We start from the raw sequence: 15,547 nt of genomic DNA, 5'->3' as shown, positions 1-15,547 counted from the left end.
CGAGGCCTATGCTGGGCGCGATGTTCGCACCCCAGGGCCCCACCTTCCGAGAGCTCGCCGTCCAGGCGCTGTCCTCCGTCGAGCACGGCTACGACCTGCTCGCGCCCAAATTCGATCACACGCCGTTCCGCACCCCCGACGCAGTCCTCGCACCCGTGACCCGGGTGCTGCGCGGCCTCGGCCCCTTCGGCACCGGACTCGACCTGTGCTGCGGCACCGGTGCGGGGGCGGGAGTGCTCCAGGAGGTATGCCGTGAGCGCGTGGCCGGGGTGGACGTCAGCGCCGGGATGCTCGACGTGGCCCGCCGCCGTCCGCCGACGGCCGTGCCCGCCCACTGGGTACGCGGCGACGCGCTCGCGCTGCCCTTCGGCCCGGTCTTCGACCTGGTGGTGAGCTTCGGCGCCTTCGGACACTTCTTGCCCGCCCAGCGGCCCGCGCTCTTCGCGCAGGTCCGCGCGGTGCTGCGGCCCGGCGGCCGGTTCGCCTTCCCGCTCCCGGCCCCGGCCGTGCCCGGCTCGCGCGGCCACCTCGCCATGCTCGGTTTCGACACCGTGATGCGGGTGCGCAACGCGCTCTGGCGGCCCCCGTTCGTCATGTACTACCGCGGCTTCGGGCTCCGCGACGTCACGGCCGAACTGACCGCCGCGGGCTTCGGCGTCGAGCTGTACGCACTGGACGAACTCGGCCGACGACCGGACGGCGCCCCGCGCTGCAGGATGCTGGTGGCGACCCGCCGCTGAAACACGGACGCGACCCACTCCCGGCCCGTCACCCCGAGGGGGCCGACGGGCCCGGGAGGGCCGGGGGCCGGGAGAACCGGGGGGCCGGGAGAACCGGGGGTCCGGGCGGGCTGAGAGGGCCGGGGCTGCAGGGTCCGCGGGCCCGCGAGGTCCACTGGTCCGGACAGTCCGCAGGTCCGGACAGTCCGCAGGTCCGGGAAGTCCGCAGGTCCGGGAAGTCCGCAGGCCGGAGGGGTCGCAGGGGCCGCACGCCCGAGGGGTCCGCAGGGTCCGCGATCAAATCCAGCCATAGAATCCCGTCCTCCGGAAGTTACTTTCCGAAACCTACTCGTCACCTGTAGTGTCAGCCGGGCCCAGGACTGTCAAGTCACCCCACACCTGCGGACTCGGAGCGACGCGTACGCGACGTACCGCGGGTCCCGAGAGAGGATGCGGTCTCTCTGTGAGCACAACCCGTTCGTCCTATCCCGGCCTCTCGCCCGAGCTGGGCCTTCCGGAACTGCAACGGGCCGACGGCCCACCGGCCCCGTGGGGCGAGTTGGCCGGTGCCACCTGGTTCGAGATACCCGAGTCCGCGCTGCCCGCACCGCCGGGCAGGCCGCCCCTGGCCGGGTACCTCGTACTCGTGCCCACCGACGTGGAAGCCCTCGCCACTCCCCCGGCCGCCGGTCCGCCCACCGCTCCCCCGCCCGCCGGCCAGGTCGCCGAGCAGCAGATCCAGGTGGACACCGAGACCCGGACCGTGGCGGTCGCCGGAAGCCGTCTGCACTTCACCCGGCTGGAGTTCGACCTGCTCGCCCACCTCGTCGCACATCCCTGGCGCGTCCACACCCGCGAGCGGCTGCACGCCGACCTGTGGGGGCGCGGCTACCCGGCGGACCACCGGACCGTCGACGTCCACATCGCCCGGCTGCGCCGCAAGCTGGGCTCCCCGTACCGCAAGGCGATCGAGACGGTACGGGGCGTCGGCTACCGGTACGTCACGTGACTTTCCTGCACCGATGTGCGGCTGGGCTGCCAGGGGACGGCCGGCCGTGACCGCGGCGGGCAGGACCGCGAACCCGGTCGCCGTGCGGCGGAAGACCTCGGTGGCCATCACGGCGTTGGTCACGGCGAATTGCACGCCGACCGAGCCCACGAGCACCGATCTCCCGACCACCGAGCCCACGTCCTCCGATCCCGCGACCGTGAGGGCCAGGGCGGGATCCTTGGCCACTTCCCGTATGCCCGGCAGGATCGCACCGGCCCGGGGGCCTGCGGATCCGGCGCCCGCCGTCGCCCCACCCGGGTCCGGCACGGTGAGGACCACCGCCACCACGACGAGGAACGTCACGGCGTCCACCACAAAGATCCAGCCGAAGTGCGCCCGGCCGAGGAGGAGCCCGGCGGCGAGCGACCCGAGCACCTGCCCGGTGTTGAGCAGGGCGGTGTACGGACCGAGCGCCCGCGACAGTCACGGCTCGTCGACCAGGTCGGCCAGGAAGTCCGCTTCCGCCGACGCCAGGCAGAAGAGCGCCGAGGCGATCTCTGCCGGGGCCACGTGGCGTCCCGAGGGGATCTGCGCATTGACCTCCGCGAGCATGTCGCCGGTGTATTCGGCGAGTTGCATGGGGGTGAGGACCGCGCCGGGGCTGACGCACGCGACGCGGATGCGGGGGCCAGCTCCAGGGCGAAGGTCTGGTCAGGGCGATGATGCCGCCCTGGGTGGCGTTGTAGTACGGGTAGTACGAGTAGCCGCGGCGGCCGTTGACCGACGCCGTGGCCAGCAGGACGCCGCCCCGTCCTGTGCCGCCATGACGCGCCCGGCGGACTGCCACAGTCCCAGTACGCCCAGCAGATTGATGTCAGCGATGCGTCGCGCGCCCTTCTCCGTGATGTCCAGGGCGGCGTGCCTGACGCTGATTCCGGCGTTGGCGATCACGACGTCCAGGCTGCCGTGGGTACGGTGCGCCTCGGTCACCGCTTCGTCAACGGCCTGCCAGTCCGCCGCGTCGACGCAGACCCAGGACGCCCGGCTTCCGGGGTCCTCCTCCGGCTCCTTGACATCCAGATTCACCACGCGGTCGCCCACCGCGACGAAGCGTTCGGGCCCCACGTGCAGGAACGGCGGCTGGTTGAAGATCCGGCCGAGGCTGTCGGCGCCGACGAATCCGTACTCCAGCGTCCGGCCCCGGGCTTGTTCGTGCCGACGGTCGCGGTCACCGTCAGCCCGTCGGTGACCACCTCGTGCTTCCACGACCGCCGGTAACCGACGACAACGCGCGCACGTCGAATTCGTGGGGCCGAGCGTCCGCAATCTGGATGACCAGCTCCGGACGCCGACCGACGTCGTGATATAGCGAGTAGGCGGAGACGGCTGCCAAACAGTCAGCGCAGTCGATTTCGATGGTCCCCCGCGTCCCTTCCGACGTGATCCGCACATGGCGGTCGTCGGACGTAGTGATCGCGTCAATGACACCTTTTCCAACCTCACGCTGATGCGTGGTGAAGGACGAGGACGCCCTTCACCACGTCGGTGATTCGGTTGGTACTGCAGCGGAACTTCCGCTGCAGTACCAACCGAACCTAGGCCAGCGCACTGACACGCAAGTCTCCACGAATTCGGTACCACCGCCAGCGGGACAACTTCCCTGAGATCTTGATTGCTTCAGTCCACCTCACGGGCTGGTCGGCAATCAAGTCCTTCTTTAGGCGTTGAAGGACGACTGCGCCGAACACGCCACAAACTCCAGATTGTGTGCCCTACCAGGGCAAGCGCAGCCACAACCGCAAGGACCCGAACCACTGTCCAGAGATTGACGATAATTGAATCCATCCCCCGCGCCTCGTCATTCAATCGCATGCTCATCTCATAATAGGCCACGAGGGGAATGAGTAGCCTAAAGAAGAGACCGCCAACACCTGGCACCCGAGCCACGTTGCCCAAGAACCCGAGGGGCGCCCCCAATACAAAAGCGAAGAACGCCCACGCTTCAATCTTCGAAGACGTCCCTCCGCCTGAGACACCGGCCGTCATTGCATCCTGACCGAAAGAACTCCAGTCTTTAGAAACATAGTAGGCCACCACACCGATAGCCAACCCCAAGGCTGCTAGTATGGTTGATTCAATTTTCGATTGCCGAAGATAGCCCACTAGAAAAGCAAAACAGGCCCACGACCACCCACTAGAGAAAATGACGCCCACGACCGCACCAACGGCGCTATCCCACTTGTAAGCAAAAGGGCCCACCAACCCAAGCAGCAAGCCAGCACCTAGCGGCAACGCCAGCGACGCAGCGCGAGCGAGCGAAAGATCTTTAATCTCTCTCCCCTATCCATTCGAAAAATAAGCAGGGACGGCACAACTCTGGACCCACATGATTTCCTCATGCAGGTCCCGAGCTGCACTCTAGCTACCCTATCCAGGAGTACTTGAACCCGCGCCTCAGAAACTAGGCGTTGGCATAATAGCTATAGCACGTGTACTGCAAGCCCGAATATCCGTTAGCGTAGGATATTTGACCTATACCTACCCAGCCGCTGTGGTGATCCACATTCATCACCCGCACCGTAGACCTGTGCTCCACATCTGCACTGTAGTTCGAGTAGCACCTCTTTCCAGGATCGACCTTCTTCCATCCGTAGCACCAGATGCCACGAGAGACGTTTTGGCAGCCATCTTTCAGCGACGGGGCAGAATCCGTCGCCGCATTAACTTCGAGCTTTACTACCCCCCATTCTGAAGGGTTTCCCATCCATGCGGGCGGCTGCACCCCGTCACCGCGCTTGTGGATCACGGGCTGCCCGACCTTGAGACCCGCAGTCGCGTCAAAGCTAGCGTCACTCGTGGCAGCGGCAGTCTGAAACCCGACCGCAGCTGCTGGCGTCGCGGAGCTAAATACTGCGAGCGCCATGCCCGCAAAGCCCAGAACTAACGATCTACCGAATTTCCTCATACTGCGCCCCCTCCGTGGCCCCCTCGTGGGGGTTCCGAGGGGAATCCTCAGTGACGGAATGCGATGAGTCAAAGGGTTTCGAAACACTCTGGCTGATTAACCAACCCCGACTTGATACACGCTGCCCTATTTTCGCCGAACTCGGCAACCTCAATGCCGCATTTTTCTCCATCGGGCACTTGCGTAGACGGCTGAATCCGTGCACGCCTGCCTACGTGGGGCAGTTGCCTAGTAAGGGTGAGTAACCTCGTCCAGTCGCGTCACGCGAGCTATCTCCACCGTGGACACCTCGGCCGGTCGAGAACCTGCCACGTCCTGCCCTGTGTTGCCGCGTGTTCGCTCACCGCGGTGATCACTTCCACTCGGTCGTAGCGGGCCGGGACCGGAACAGAGATCGGCGTAAGAAGCCGGTACCAGGACACGGTGTCGTCGAGCCATTCCCGGCCGAGCATGTGCTGTGCGGTGACCTGCCCGTGCCCGGACAGGACGGCCCCCTTCCCTTCATAGATGAGGGTGGCGGGAACCGGGCCCAGCAGCCCGGTTGCCACGTCCAGGACCGGCACGCCGGTAGGTCGGGTGATGCGAATCGTGTCGACGAGGACCGTCGCTTCCAGGTGGGTCCGCTCCTCCGCCGTGTCGATGGGAGTGCTCACGGGGTACCTGCCGGCGGGGTGGCCTTGGTGTGCTGGTCGAGGAACGTCGTCCGGACGACAGCGAGGGCGGATACCTGTCCTATGTCCAGGACCCGCCAGGTACGTCCGATCGCCGCCGGGTCTCCGGCCTTCACGATGGCCACCGTGTCGGCCCGCGAGGCTATTGGGGCTTCGAGCGGGGTGAGGAGCTGGTACTTCGACTCGGTGTCGTTGACGTACGCCTGCCCCTCCAGGTGCAGGACGATCCCCGGGGAGCCGACGGGGAAGACCCCGCCATGCCCTTCGTAGAGGACTTTGGGCGGGCCTGGTTCGTACTGGCCGGTGTCCGGGTTGAAGACCGGCTCACCGGCGCGCGTGATGCGCACGGTGTCGGTCAGGATCTTGCGGTTGATCAGGTCGCTGACTGCCCCCAGAGTCAGCCCCTCCGTGGGGGTGCTCATGATCGGAGCGTAACCGCGGCCGCTGACAACCCCCTTCCCCTATTGTCCGTTAGGGAGTCGGCGGAGGTCCGTGCAGCTCGGTCGTCCCGCTTCCCGTGCGTCGGTAAGCCGTCCATTGCTCAGCGGCCGCCAGCAGAGCCTTCAACCACTTCTCACCCGGCTTGCGCGCGGCGAAGGCGGAGTACATGCGCGCCTGGGCCGCGGCGAACGCCGTGATCGCACAGGGGTCTCCGCCCTTCCACCCCGGCAGGTGCGCAACGGTCGCCTCGGCTCCTGCAGGGGTGTGCCCGGCGGCGATGAGTTGGAGAGCCAGGATTGCGGGGTCGATGAATGCGGCCCCGCGAGTGGGCCATGACCAGTCGACGACCCAGGCACGGCCGGTGGTGATGAGGAAGTTGTTGGGGTGGATGTCGGTGTAGAGAAGGGCGTCCCCGGCGAACAGGGCGGCTTCCTCCTCATCGCGTGCGAACCTGTCCCACCTCGTCTCGCGCCAGTCGGCGGCGACGTCCGGGAGGGGAATCCCCCCGATCTGCTGCACGAGGCGCACGACGGTGTGCAGGTCGGCGGAGCCCGGCCGGAAGTTCGCCGACCGGGCCGCCTCGACCGCCTCATACCCGAGCACCACCCAGTCGGCGTCCTCGGCCGTCCACAGCAGGGCCGGGGACACCGACTCCACGTACGGGGCGATGTCCCGCTCCCGCAGCAACGAGGTAAGCCGCCCGCCGGGCCGGTGCTTCATCGCCTTGATGAAGACCCGCCCCCCGTTCTCGGGTTCGACGATCGCCGTCAGGTCCGACATGGTGCCGTACTCGGTCGGGATGATGCTGGCGAGGGGACCCGTGTGCGGGGTGATCAGCGAGCGGACAGCCGCAGTGGTGTCAACCATGAGGTCGCTCTTCTCCGTTTGTCAGGTGCGGGGCGTGCAGGAGCTTCCCGGGAACCCCGGCGAACATTCGTCGTCGTCCCCGCCGTCGTCCCCGCCGTTGTCGTCGTCATCGGCGCAGGCACGGACGTCGCGCGGCGGGATGACCGCCTTCGCGGCGGCCATCCTGTCGCCGGTGAGGATCGTACGGAGCGGGGTGTCCTGCACGTTGCCGACGTTGAGCCACGTGGCCATCGCGCACGGCGTCACCGTCCCGTCCGGGCCGATCGCCGCCTTCCCGTCGGCGCACCGCCCGCACAGCGCGGACTCCCTCGCCTGCGGTATGCCGAGGTCGGCTGCACCGCGTCCCATGGCCCGCACCCGGTCGACCTTGATCCGTTCCGGTTTCACCCCGAGCTGCACGAGGTCTTGGCGGGCCCGTTCGGCGGCCTCGGGGCTGACCGCTTCGATGACGCCGACGCGCAGGCCGATGCCGTAGGACAGGGCGGTGATGATGTTCTGCCGGGTCCGGGCGTGGGTGGGCCGGTTGGTGACCTTGTTGTGCTCGTCGGCCTGGTTCGAGTAGTACGAGGTCGCGAGCGTGACGTTCGGCCTGCGGAACACCTCCCACAGGGTGGCGGGGACGCTGACGAGGTTGGTGAAGACCTCGACGAGCAGGCCGGCGTCCAGGGCGCGGCCAATGGGGTTGCCGAGTCCGGGGTAGAGGGTGGCTTCGCCGCCGAAGAACTGGATCTTGCGGGTGCCCGCTTGAGCGCCCTCGTCGATGACGGCCTCCCAGCCCTGGAGGGTCATGGAGCCGTGGTCGCGGTCGGGGCCTGAGTCGTTGAAACAGTGGGTGCAGCTGAGCTGGCACTTGCGGGTCAGGTCGAGCCACAGGAAGTCGGCGCGGCCATCAGCGATCGGCCTTTCGGTGAGCCGAGCGGTCATTGCTCTCTCCTTCGATGCGATCTTGTGCAAGGAACGAACGGCGGTACTGACCGGCGGGCTCTGGGCCGGTCACGGACGGCAGGCGAAGGGCGTCTTGCCACGGACCCTCGCGCACGATCCCGGCGAACGCCGCCCCGTGTTCGGGCGGGTGGTCGCGGAGCTTGCTGCCGGGGCGCCAGAGGTGGGGGCGGTGAGGCCCGGGCAGAGAAGGGCATGACGGGGTTCTCCTTGGAACTCGGCGGTGAGGCCCCTGCAGCCGCGTTTCCTCGCCGCGAGCGCAGCGGTGGGGTTCCGTACCGGCGCCTCATGGGTGGAGCACCGGTACGGAGGTTCAGGAAGTGCCGGCCTGTCGGGAAGGCGGTGTCCGGCGCTGCACCGTGAGGACCTCGGTCAGGGTTCTCACGTGCTCGGCCAGTTCCTGGGCGTACAGGAAGGCGGAGCTGCGGCGCCGTCGTTCGCGCCGGTGTTCCGGGCTGATGTCGTCGCAGTTCTTGGCCTTGGCCTTGGCATTCCAGAGCTCGATGAGCATGCGGCCGCGGTTGACGGCGGTCGTGCGGCGGGGGCGGAGCTGGGGTGGGAGGCTGCCGTCGTCGGCCTCCTCGCACAGAGTCGTGTGCGCGGCCTCCAAGTCCATGACGGCCTTGAGGATGTCGTCGCGGTCCGGGGGCACCCGCAGGCCCAGGATCGACTGGTACAGAGCGCGAATCTCCACCAGGTCGGCCGGGACCCGCTCGGGAGCTTCCGGTTGGGGGCCGTTCGGGGCAGCGGGCGTCGTCGTCTGCTGCCTACCGGGGGGAGCTCATCGGGCCTCCCCCGTCATGTCAGTTCGGGATTCGAGGTAGGCGGCGAGCCGGTGGGCCTCCATGTCGGTGACGGATCCCAGGTGCAGGCGGTTCGCCTCGTGCGCGCAGCCCGGTTCCGGGTCGACGACCACGCGCACCTTCGTCGTACGACGGATGCGTGCGGCGACCTTGGCGGCGAGGGCTTCCAGCTCGTCGGGGTCCATGTCGGCCATCCCGTCCGGGTCCACAGCGGGCATCCCGCCCAGCGCCCGGGAGAAGTGCGCGGAATCGGTGGGGTCGAGCGACCCGATCTCGATACGCCCGTACCGGGCGTGCGGGCGCACCCGCGTCTCGATGGCGGCGAACGCACGCCGTAGCCGGCGGGCGGTCGCGCGGCCCGGGTCAAGTCCGGCCACGACCCACCGGGTCAGGACGTCGGCATCCTCGGAAGTCGGCAGGTTCAGACGCAGCAGGCCGGACGTCGGCTCACGGACGTCGAGGACGTCGACGGTGCACCGTACGCCGTTCTCAGCCAGGGCCGCCGTCAGCGATACGGCGTGCTCCTCGGTGGTGGCCGTGCTGCCCCGGAGCAGGCCGGGCTCCAGGCCCGTGGAGCGGTGGATGCGGAGAATCATCGAGACGGCGAACCCGTCCGCGTCCAGATTCACAAGGGTGGCCTCCGCCCCGGCGTCCCGCAGGGCCCGGTCAAGGGCGACTCCGGCGACTCGGGCCTCCTCGTACCGAGCCTGCGCCTCGCTCAGCGGAGCCGTGTCGGTGGTGTCGTTCATGTCGTCACCGTCAACTCGGCGCGACGGACCGCCATCAGCGCCCACACGGCCTTGTGATTCTGGTCCAGGGGCAGCCATCCCCAGTCGCTGCTGAGCGCATGCACCAGTTGGAGGCCCCGGCCGCCCTCGCCGTCCCCGGCGGAGCGCACGAGGACGGGCGGCCGGGTGCTCTCGTCGCGTACCTCCACCAGGAGGAGGCCGTCCCCGTAGGTCAGCACCAGCTCGATCTGGGGACCGGCCGTGTGCACGACCGCGTTTGTCACCAACTCCGACACCACAGAGATGGTGTCGTCAGTGACTCCAGGGATCCGCCAGGCCAGCAGTGCACGCCCCGTCTCCTCACGGGCCTCACTCACCGACGCGGCTTCGGCAGCGAATCCGAACGCCAGCTGGTTTCCTGGGGAGATTCGCGGCCGCACCCGAGAATCGGGCTCTGCCTTCAACTCCACCCCATGCATCTGCTGTTGGTACTCGGCAGCCACGTTCACCGCTCCTCCTTCTCGACGACCGAAAGCCGCCCGAGGACCTTGAGAGAGCCAGCTCCTACTGGAACCGCGCAGATAGCAAACCGCTGCGCGAGCGTGTTGGACAGGAAATAGGCGACCGCTCAGGCGAGCCAACTACCGGTAATTTTTACCGGCGTTCGGTGCCGGGAAGCCCCGGACTCGTTACCGTGGAGTGATGACGGGGAACGTGGTGCTCGCGGCCCGGATCCAAGCTGCTGGCCTCAAGCAGCATGAGGTCGCTGAAGCCCTGAACCGCCGCATTGAGGCGTTCACCGGCAAACCCGGGACCTTGCTAGACCGGCACGTGCGCAACTGGCTGACCGGTAAAACTCGCTGGCCGCAGGCAAGACAACGGCGCGCCCTCGAAGAAGAATTCGGCTGCACCACCGAGGAACTCGGATTCACCAAGCGACCGAACCGTTCGAAGACCACCCAGCAAGCACCCACGGAGGATCCAGTGCGGCGCCGCACCTTCGCCGGCACAGCGGTAGGCCTTGCCGCCGCCGCTGTCACGCCCCCCACCAACCGAACCCGCTCCCTTCGCGTCGGCATGTCCGATGCTGACCGGCTGGAGACGGCGTTCGCTCAACTCGTCACTGCCGACAACAAGGACGGCGGCACGATCAGCTTGGAAACCCGGGCCCTTGCGTTCGCCCATCACGCCGATGAACTTCAAGCCGTCGGCTCGGCCAGCCAGCGCGTACGAGCCCGGCTCTACTACTAGGGAGCTGCGTTCACCGGCACCGCACTGTGGGCAACCATCGACGCCCGGGAACCCGAGCGCGCCCAACGCCACCTGGAACACGCGATCCGGCTGGCGGGCCTGTCCGGCAACGCCGAGATCCAGCTGCGGCTGTGGGTACACGCGGCCCTGCTCGCCACCCAACAAGAGCGCCACAACGACGCACTTGCAGCAGCCCAGGTCAGCCGAATCTCTTCGGTCTGCCGCCGCGATCCGCTGTTCCTGTCCTTCACCGCAGCACGCCTTGCAGGCATCCAGGCCGGGCAGGGCGACCGGACGTCAGCTCTGCGCACTCTGGACCAGGCCACCAACGCTTTCCACCGTGCCGACGCCGCCCAGCCCCGTTCTGCCTGGATCGCCTTCTACGACCGTGCGGAACTCGACGGGCTGTCCGCCCTCGTGATGGGCCGCCTCGGCGCACACGAACAGTCAGAGGCCCACCTCCACAGCACTCTCTCCCGTATCCGCCCGGACTTCGTACGCAACCGCGTCTACTACCAAGCCCACCTCGCACTCGCTCAACTCCGCCAGGGAGACATCGAGCAGGGCTGTGCCACAGCCACCTCTGTACTGCCCTCCATCAGGAGTGATTCACTGACCGGGCGCACCGGCGAAGTGCTGGCCACGTTCCACTCCGAACTGGCCCGCCTCGACCCTCGCGCCCGCATTTCTGGCCAGTGGACGGACATGTACACCAGCAGGAGGAGCCCCGCGTGAGCGTTGAGATCAAGCACTACGCCGCCGAGCAACTGCCCCAGATCCGGCAGCACCTCCTCGACATCCACGTAGAGGTACGCCACCACGACTTCGGCCTCACCGGCCCCTTCTACGACGTGGAACGCTTCGACGAACGACTCGCCTCGTACGCCTCCCGCCCCGGCTGGGCCGCAGCCGTCGGCTTCGAGAACGGCGAACCCGTCGGCTTCTGCTTCGGCGTCCCCCTCGGCCCGGACACCCGCTGGTGGTCGTCCATGACCACCCCGCTCCCCGAGGGCTACACCGAGGAAGACGGCAAGCGCACCGTGGCGTTGAACGAGATCGTCGTCCGCAAGCCGTGGCGCGGCCGTGGCGTCGCCTGGCAGATCCACGAGGCCTGGCTCTCGGAACGCACGGAGGAACGCGTCACGCTCCTCGTGAACCCCGCAGCCGGTGCCGGAGCCGTCCAAGCCGTCTACGAGGCATGGGGCTACCGGAAGGCGGGCGAGCAACAACCCTTCCCCGACTCCCCCGTCTTCGCGTCCATGACCCGACCTGTCCGCCAGGGATAGACGAGATCAACTCCGCTCCCGCTCCCGCTCATGCTCCCTCACCAGTCGCATCCGTGCGCGGCCCGAACGTACGTCGGCACCGGGGTGCGAGATCGGCGACTCCGACGCCTCCTCCGCTACTCGGAGGGTCCGATTGCCCTTGTCGGTGTCGCGATGATTCGCCCACCCACAGTCGGACCCGTCGAAGACCTCGACGTCTGGACCCAGCTCTGCCGGTCCGGCGGCAGCATGATCCATCGGTCCTCGCGGAGGACCTTCGTCAGGGTGCCGTCCACTTCGTCAGGGTGCCGTCCACTTCGTCAGGGTGCCGTCCACACGGACCTGTGCCTTGTAGAAGGTGGCCCGGGGGGGGCAGGTTGTAGTTCCCGCGCACCAAGTTGGCCTGCTCCCGGGTGAGCGACGCCACCGGCGTGTTCAACAGGGGTCATCGACCCGTAGTACGCAGGCCCGGTGGGCGCCTCGCCCCCCGGCAGGGTCCGAGGCCACCGGCTGGACGAGCAGGGAAGCCGCCGGAAACTCGGCGAGGCCCTTCGGCCCCGGTCAGCCGCCCCCGCCCGGCCTCCAGCGGGCCCGATGAACATGTGAACCGCCGGCGCCGATAGCCGCGATGGTCGCGTCGGGCCTCTCCCTCGGAGTGGTCCGAGTGGGGTGACGTCCATACGAATTCTCTATATCAGAAATGTTTCAGGAATAGCGGACAACACCGGCCGACCAAGAGCTTCAACTCACCTGCGAATTCAGCGGGTTGACCTACGTCCATACGATCCCGGTCGGTGCCAGCGGCATCACGCCCCCTTCACCGACCTGGAATAGCAGTGCGCGCAGGGGCGTTGGCGCCGGGCACACCTTCCCGATTCCGGCGTACAAGGAGCCCCTGATGGAATTGCACGTCGTCCTGCCCGACGAATCCAGTGAGATGCCGGCCTCCGCGCTGGTGGATCTCGCGCAGGAGGCGGAGGCCCTGGGGTTTGCCGGGCTCTGGCTCCCGGACCACGTCCTGCCTCCCGCGCCGTACGGGCCCGTCTACGGCGGGGTGTACGAACCGCTGTTGACCCTGGCCCATCTCGCCGCCGTCACCCGCGAGGTGACCCTCGGCACGTCGGTGCTGGTGCTGCCGCTGCGGGATCCCCTGCTGCTGGCCAAGCAGTCCGCCACCCTGGCTCACCTGAGCGGCGACCGCTTCGTCCTGGGCGTGGGCACGGGTTGGGAGCCGTACGAATTCGCCGCCGTCGGGGCCGACTTCGGCGAGCGCGGCGCCCGGACCACGGCGGCGCTGCGGCTCGTCCGTCACCTGCACACCCACGGCGGCGGGGCCTACCGCGACCGCTTCCACTCCTTCGACGAACGGGCCGTCTTCCAGCCCGTCCCCCGGCGGCCGGTCCCGTTCCTGGTCGGCGGCAACTCGGACGCCGCACTGCGGCGGGCCGCGCTGACCGGTGACCTGTGGCAGGCCGTCCACCTCTCCCCCGCCGAATTCACGTCCCGCCGTGCACGGTTGTACGAGTTGGGCGGGGACCAGGTGTCCGCGGGAGCCAGGGACTCCTGGACCGACGACGGGAGCCCCGTCGATGAGCTGGTCCGGCGGGTCGGCGCTTGGGAGGGCGCAGGGGCCGAGCATCTCGCCCTGCATTTTGGGACATTCGAAGGCTTCTCCCTTCGAATGCGGTCCCTGGCGGCCCGGACGCCGCACCTCCTCAAACCCTGAGACCTCGATGTCACCTTCTTTCCGCCCCACCCGAGAGGAACCCCACGCATGACCCTCCAGACCTCCCCCGCCACGCTCCCGCTCGACGGAAAGACCGCCGTCGTCACCGGCTCCTCGCGCGGCATCGGCCGGGCGATCGCTCTCCGGCTCGGCCAGGACGGCGCCAACGTCGTGGTCAACTACCACAGCAACGCCGCTGCCGCCGCCGAACTCGTCTCCGCCATCGGAGCCACCGGCGCCAAGGCCGTCGCGGTCCGCGGCGACATCGCCGTCCGCCAGGACGTGGAGCAGCTCTTCGCCGAGGCACAGACCGCCTTCGGCTCCATAGACATCCTGGTGCACAACGCCGGCACCGACGCCGAGGGCGCCATCGCCGACCTCGAAGAGGACGTCGTCGAGCGCACCGTCGACCTCAACTTCAAGGGCGCGCTGCACACCCTCCAGCAGGCCGCCCGCCAGCTCCGCGACGGCGGCCGGATCATCAACATCTCGACCGGTTACACCCGGGCCGTCTTCCCCGGCTTCGGCCTCTACGGCGCCACGAAGATCGCCGTCGAGCAGCTCGTCCTCACCCTCTCCAAGGAGCTCGGCGGCCGGGGCATCACCGCCAACTCCGTACTGCCCGGCGTGGTCAGGACCGACCGCACCGAGCGGCTGACCGAGCAGTTCGACACCTTCGCCGCGATGACCCCGCTCGGCCGGATCGGCGAGCCCGAGGACATCGCCGACGTCGTCGCCTTCCTCGCGGGCGACCGGGCGCGCTGGGTGACCGGCCAGTCGATCGCTGCGGCCGGCGGTCTCGTCTGACCTCCCGCCCGCCCTCAGCAGCGGCCCGCCCGCACCCCCGTCGCCCTCGCCGTCGCCGCGCGGCCGGACCCGCCCGCGTACTACTTGAAGCACTCCAGGACCAGCGGGAGATCCTCCAGCCACTCGCGGAGGCGGCCGGCCCTGCGTGCCTTGATCAGGTGCCGGTGGATCGTGCCGTCGTGGAGCCGGACGGTCACGTTGAGGAATCTGCCGGGCTCGGCCGCGTACTCGACGGTGCTGATCTGGCCCCAGGTGACCTGGATGCTCTGCGCTTCGGAGTCGAGGAAGACTCCGTCGGCGTCGATCAGGAGGGCGCGCCTGGAGTCCGACGCCGTGAAGACGATGCCGTCGGCGGCTGCCGCTTCAGCTGCCACGTCGGCTGCCGCGTCGGCTGCCGCGTCGAGTGCCGGTGCCGGTCGGTGGTGCGGGAGCGCGGCCTCGGTCGGCGCCTGGTGGAGGGGGAGCACCGCGGCCGGCTGCGCGGGTGCCGCGGCCGGCTGCACGGGCGCGACGACCGTGGGCGGGTACGCCGCCGATTCCGGGGCGAACAGGTCCAACAGACCCTCCGGCGTGGGCCGTTGGGCCGGATCCTTGGACAGGCAGGCGGCCAGCGCCGGGCGCAGACTCTCGGGCACCGCCGTCAGGTCCGCCGGCTCGTGCACCGCGCGGTACATGAGGCCCATCGGCGTGCCCCCGCCGAAGGCGCTGCCGCCCGCCGCCGCGACCAGTACCGCCCCCAGCGCGAACACGTCGGCCGCACCGCCGACCTCCTCGCCCTGTGCCTGCTCGGGCGCCAGGAACCCCGGGGTGCCGAAGGCCACCCCGGTGGAGGTCAGGCGGCTCGACTCCATGGCCCGTGCGATGCCGAAGTCCAGGACTCGCGGGCCGTCGGGGGCCATGACGATGTTCCCCGGCTTGAGGTCGCGGTGCACCAGACCGCACCCGTGAATCGCCGCCAGCGCCTCGGCGAGGGCCGCTCCCAGCTGCTCCTCGCCCATCGGCCCCCGGTCCCCGAGGAGGGCGGCCAGGGTGGGGCCGGGGATGTACGCCGTGGCCAGCCAGGGCTCCGCCGCCTCGGGGTCCGCGTCCACGACCTGCGCGGTGTGGAAGCCGCCCACCCTGCGGGCGGCCGCGACCTCGGCGCGGAACCGCTCCCGGAAGTGCGGGTCGGCCGCGAGTTCCGGGCGCGCCACCTTCACGGCCACCAGACGCCCGCCGCGCGAACGGGCCAGATACACGGTGCCCATCCCGCCGGCACCCAACTCCCGTTCCACGGCGTACCCGCCGATGCGCTCCACCCCGTCCACCCCGTACTCCCCGTACCCCGTGCGCCGCACGCCGCCCAGCCCTGTGCTGTCGCGCATCAGTATG

At 68.9% G+C, this 15,547-nt stretch carries 15 protein-coding genes and 1 pseudogene; 7 read left to right on the top strand and 9 right to left on the bottom strand.

The genetic code is table 11. The features are described from left to right. Positions 1-20: 20 nt before the first annotated feature. Entirely contained in the window at positions 21-740 is a 720-nt protein-coding gene (locus ACH4SP_RS02975; RefSeq protein WP_398408551.1) for a class I SAM-dependent methyltransferase, read from the top strand. Positions 741-1,182: 442 nt separating this feature from the next. Next, positions 1,183-1,728, top strand: a complete 546-nt coding sequence (locus tag ACH4SP_RS02970; protein WP_398408549.1) for a winged helix-turn-helix domain-containing protein — start codon at positions 1,183-1,185, stop codon at positions 1,726-1,728. A gap of 465 nt (positions 1,729-2,193) precedes the next feature. On the opposite strand, the pseudogene ACH4SP_RS02965 reads toward ACH4SP_RS02970, so the two are convergent. From ACH4SP_RS02965 to ACH4SP_RS02930, 8 genes and pseudogenes are all read right to left on the bottom strand, one after another. After that, positions 2,194-2,796, bottom strand: a pseudogene (locus ACH4SP_RS02965) (SDR family oxidoreductase). A gap of 2,148 nt (positions 2,797-4,944) precedes the next feature. Beyond that, positions 4,945-5,328, bottom strand: a complete 384-nt coding sequence (locus tag ACH4SP_RS02960) for a DUF6093 family protein (RefSeq protein ID WP_398408547.1) — start codon at positions 5,326-5,328, stop codon at positions 4,945-4,947. Next, complete coding sequence (locus ACH4SP_RS02955) at positions 5,325-5,768, bottom strand: DUF6093 family protein (protein ID WP_398408546.1); 444 nt, start codon at positions 5,766-5,768, stop codon at positions 5,325-5,327. The genes ACH4SP_RS02960 and ACH4SP_RS02955 overlap by 4 nt, the downstream gene beginning before the upstream one ends. Positions 5,769-5,817: 49 nt before the next feature. Beyond that, positions 5,818-6,654: a hypothetical protein gene (locus ACH4SP_RS02950; protein ID WP_398408544.1), complete on the bottom strand. Its 837-nt coding sequence runs from the start codon at positions 6,652-6,654 to the stop codon at positions 5,818-5,820. Positions 6,655-6,675: 21 nt separating this feature from the next. Further along, positions 6,676-7,578, bottom strand: coding sequence for a radical SAM protein (locus tag ACH4SP_RS02945; protein ID WP_398408542.1), 903 nt, complete (start codon positions 7,576-7,578; stop codon positions 6,676-6,678). A gap of 331 nt (positions 7,579-7,909) precedes the next feature. After that, a complete protein-coding gene (locus ACH4SP_RS02940) occupies positions 7,910-8,290 on the bottom strand; it encodes a hypothetical protein (RefSeq protein WP_398408540.1) in 381 nt (126 codons plus the stop codon). Between the two features lie 87 nt (positions 8,291-8,377). Continuing rightward, on the bottom strand, positions 8,378-9,148 hold the full coding sequence (locus ACH4SP_RS02935) for a hypothetical protein (RefSeq protein ID WP_398408538.1): 771 nt from the start codon (positions 9,146-9,148) through the stop codon (positions 8,378-8,380). Next, positions 9,145-9,636, bottom strand: coding sequence for an ATP-binding protein (locus ACH4SP_RS02930; RefSeq protein ID WP_398408536.1), 492 nt, complete (start codon positions 9,634-9,636; stop codon positions 9,145-9,147). The genes ACH4SP_RS02935 and ACH4SP_RS02930 overlap by 4 nt, the downstream gene beginning before the upstream one ends. Positions 9,637-9,829: 193 nt before the next feature. On the opposite strand from ACH4SP_RS02930, the gene ACH4SP_RS02925 reads away from it, so the two are divergent. From ACH4SP_RS02925 to ACH4SP_RS02905, 5 genes are all read left to right on the top strand, one after another. After that, positions 9,830-10,378, top strand: coding sequence for a hypothetical protein (locus tag ACH4SP_RS02925; RefSeq protein ID WP_398408534.1), 549 nt, complete (start codon positions 9,830-9,832; stop codon positions 10,376-10,378). A gap of 420 nt (positions 10,379-10,798) precedes the next feature. Next, positions 10,799-11,113: a hypothetical protein gene (locus tag ACH4SP_RS02920; RefSeq protein ID WP_398408532.1), complete on the top strand. Its 315-nt coding sequence runs from the start codon at positions 10,799-10,801 to the stop codon at positions 11,111-11,113. Then, a complete protein-coding gene (locus tag ACH4SP_RS02915) occupies positions 11,110-11,664 on the top strand; it encodes a GNAT family N-acetyltransferase (RefSeq protein ID WP_398408530.1) in 555 nt (184 codons plus the stop codon). Before ACH4SP_RS02920 ends, ACH4SP_RS02915 begins: the two co-directional genes overlap by 4 nt. A gap of 877 nt (positions 11,665-12,541) precedes the next feature. Further along, the gene (locus ACH4SP_RS02910; RefSeq protein WP_398408528.1) at positions 12,542-13,369 is read left to right on the top strand and encodes a TIGR03619 family F420-dependent LLM class oxidoreductase; all 828 of its coding nucleotides are present in this window, start codon (positions 12,542-12,544) and stop codon (positions 13,367-13,369) included. 48 nt (positions 13,370-13,417) lie between these two features. Then, positions 13,418-14,176 carry an SDR family oxidoreductase gene (locus ACH4SP_RS02905; RefSeq protein WP_398408526.1) on the top strand — a complete coding sequence of 253 codons (759 nt, stop codon included), beginning with the start codon at positions 13,418-13,420 and terminating at the stop codon, positions 14,174-14,176. An 80-nt stretch (positions 14,177-14,256) separates the two neighbouring features. Here ACH4SP_RS02905 and ACH4SP_RS02900 read toward each other — a convergent pair whose 3' ends face one another. Then, positions 14,257-15,540 carry a serine/threonine-protein kinase gene (locus ACH4SP_RS02900; protein ID WP_398408524.1) on the bottom strand — a complete coding sequence of 428 codons (1,284 nt, stop codon included), beginning with the start codon at positions 15,538-15,540 and terminating at the stop codon, positions 14,257-14,259. Between the last annotated feature and the right edge of the window lie 7 nt (positions 15,541-15,547).

Origin of the sequence: Streptomyces sp. NPDC021093, assembly GCF_044333135.1 — a bacterium.
Classification (GTDB): domain Bacteria; phylum Actinomycetota; class Actinomycetes; order Streptomycetales; family Streptomycetaceae; genus Streptomyces.
The sequence above is the reverse complement of the archived record's forward strand: the minus strand, read 5'-3'. Positions and strand labels throughout refer to the sequence as shown.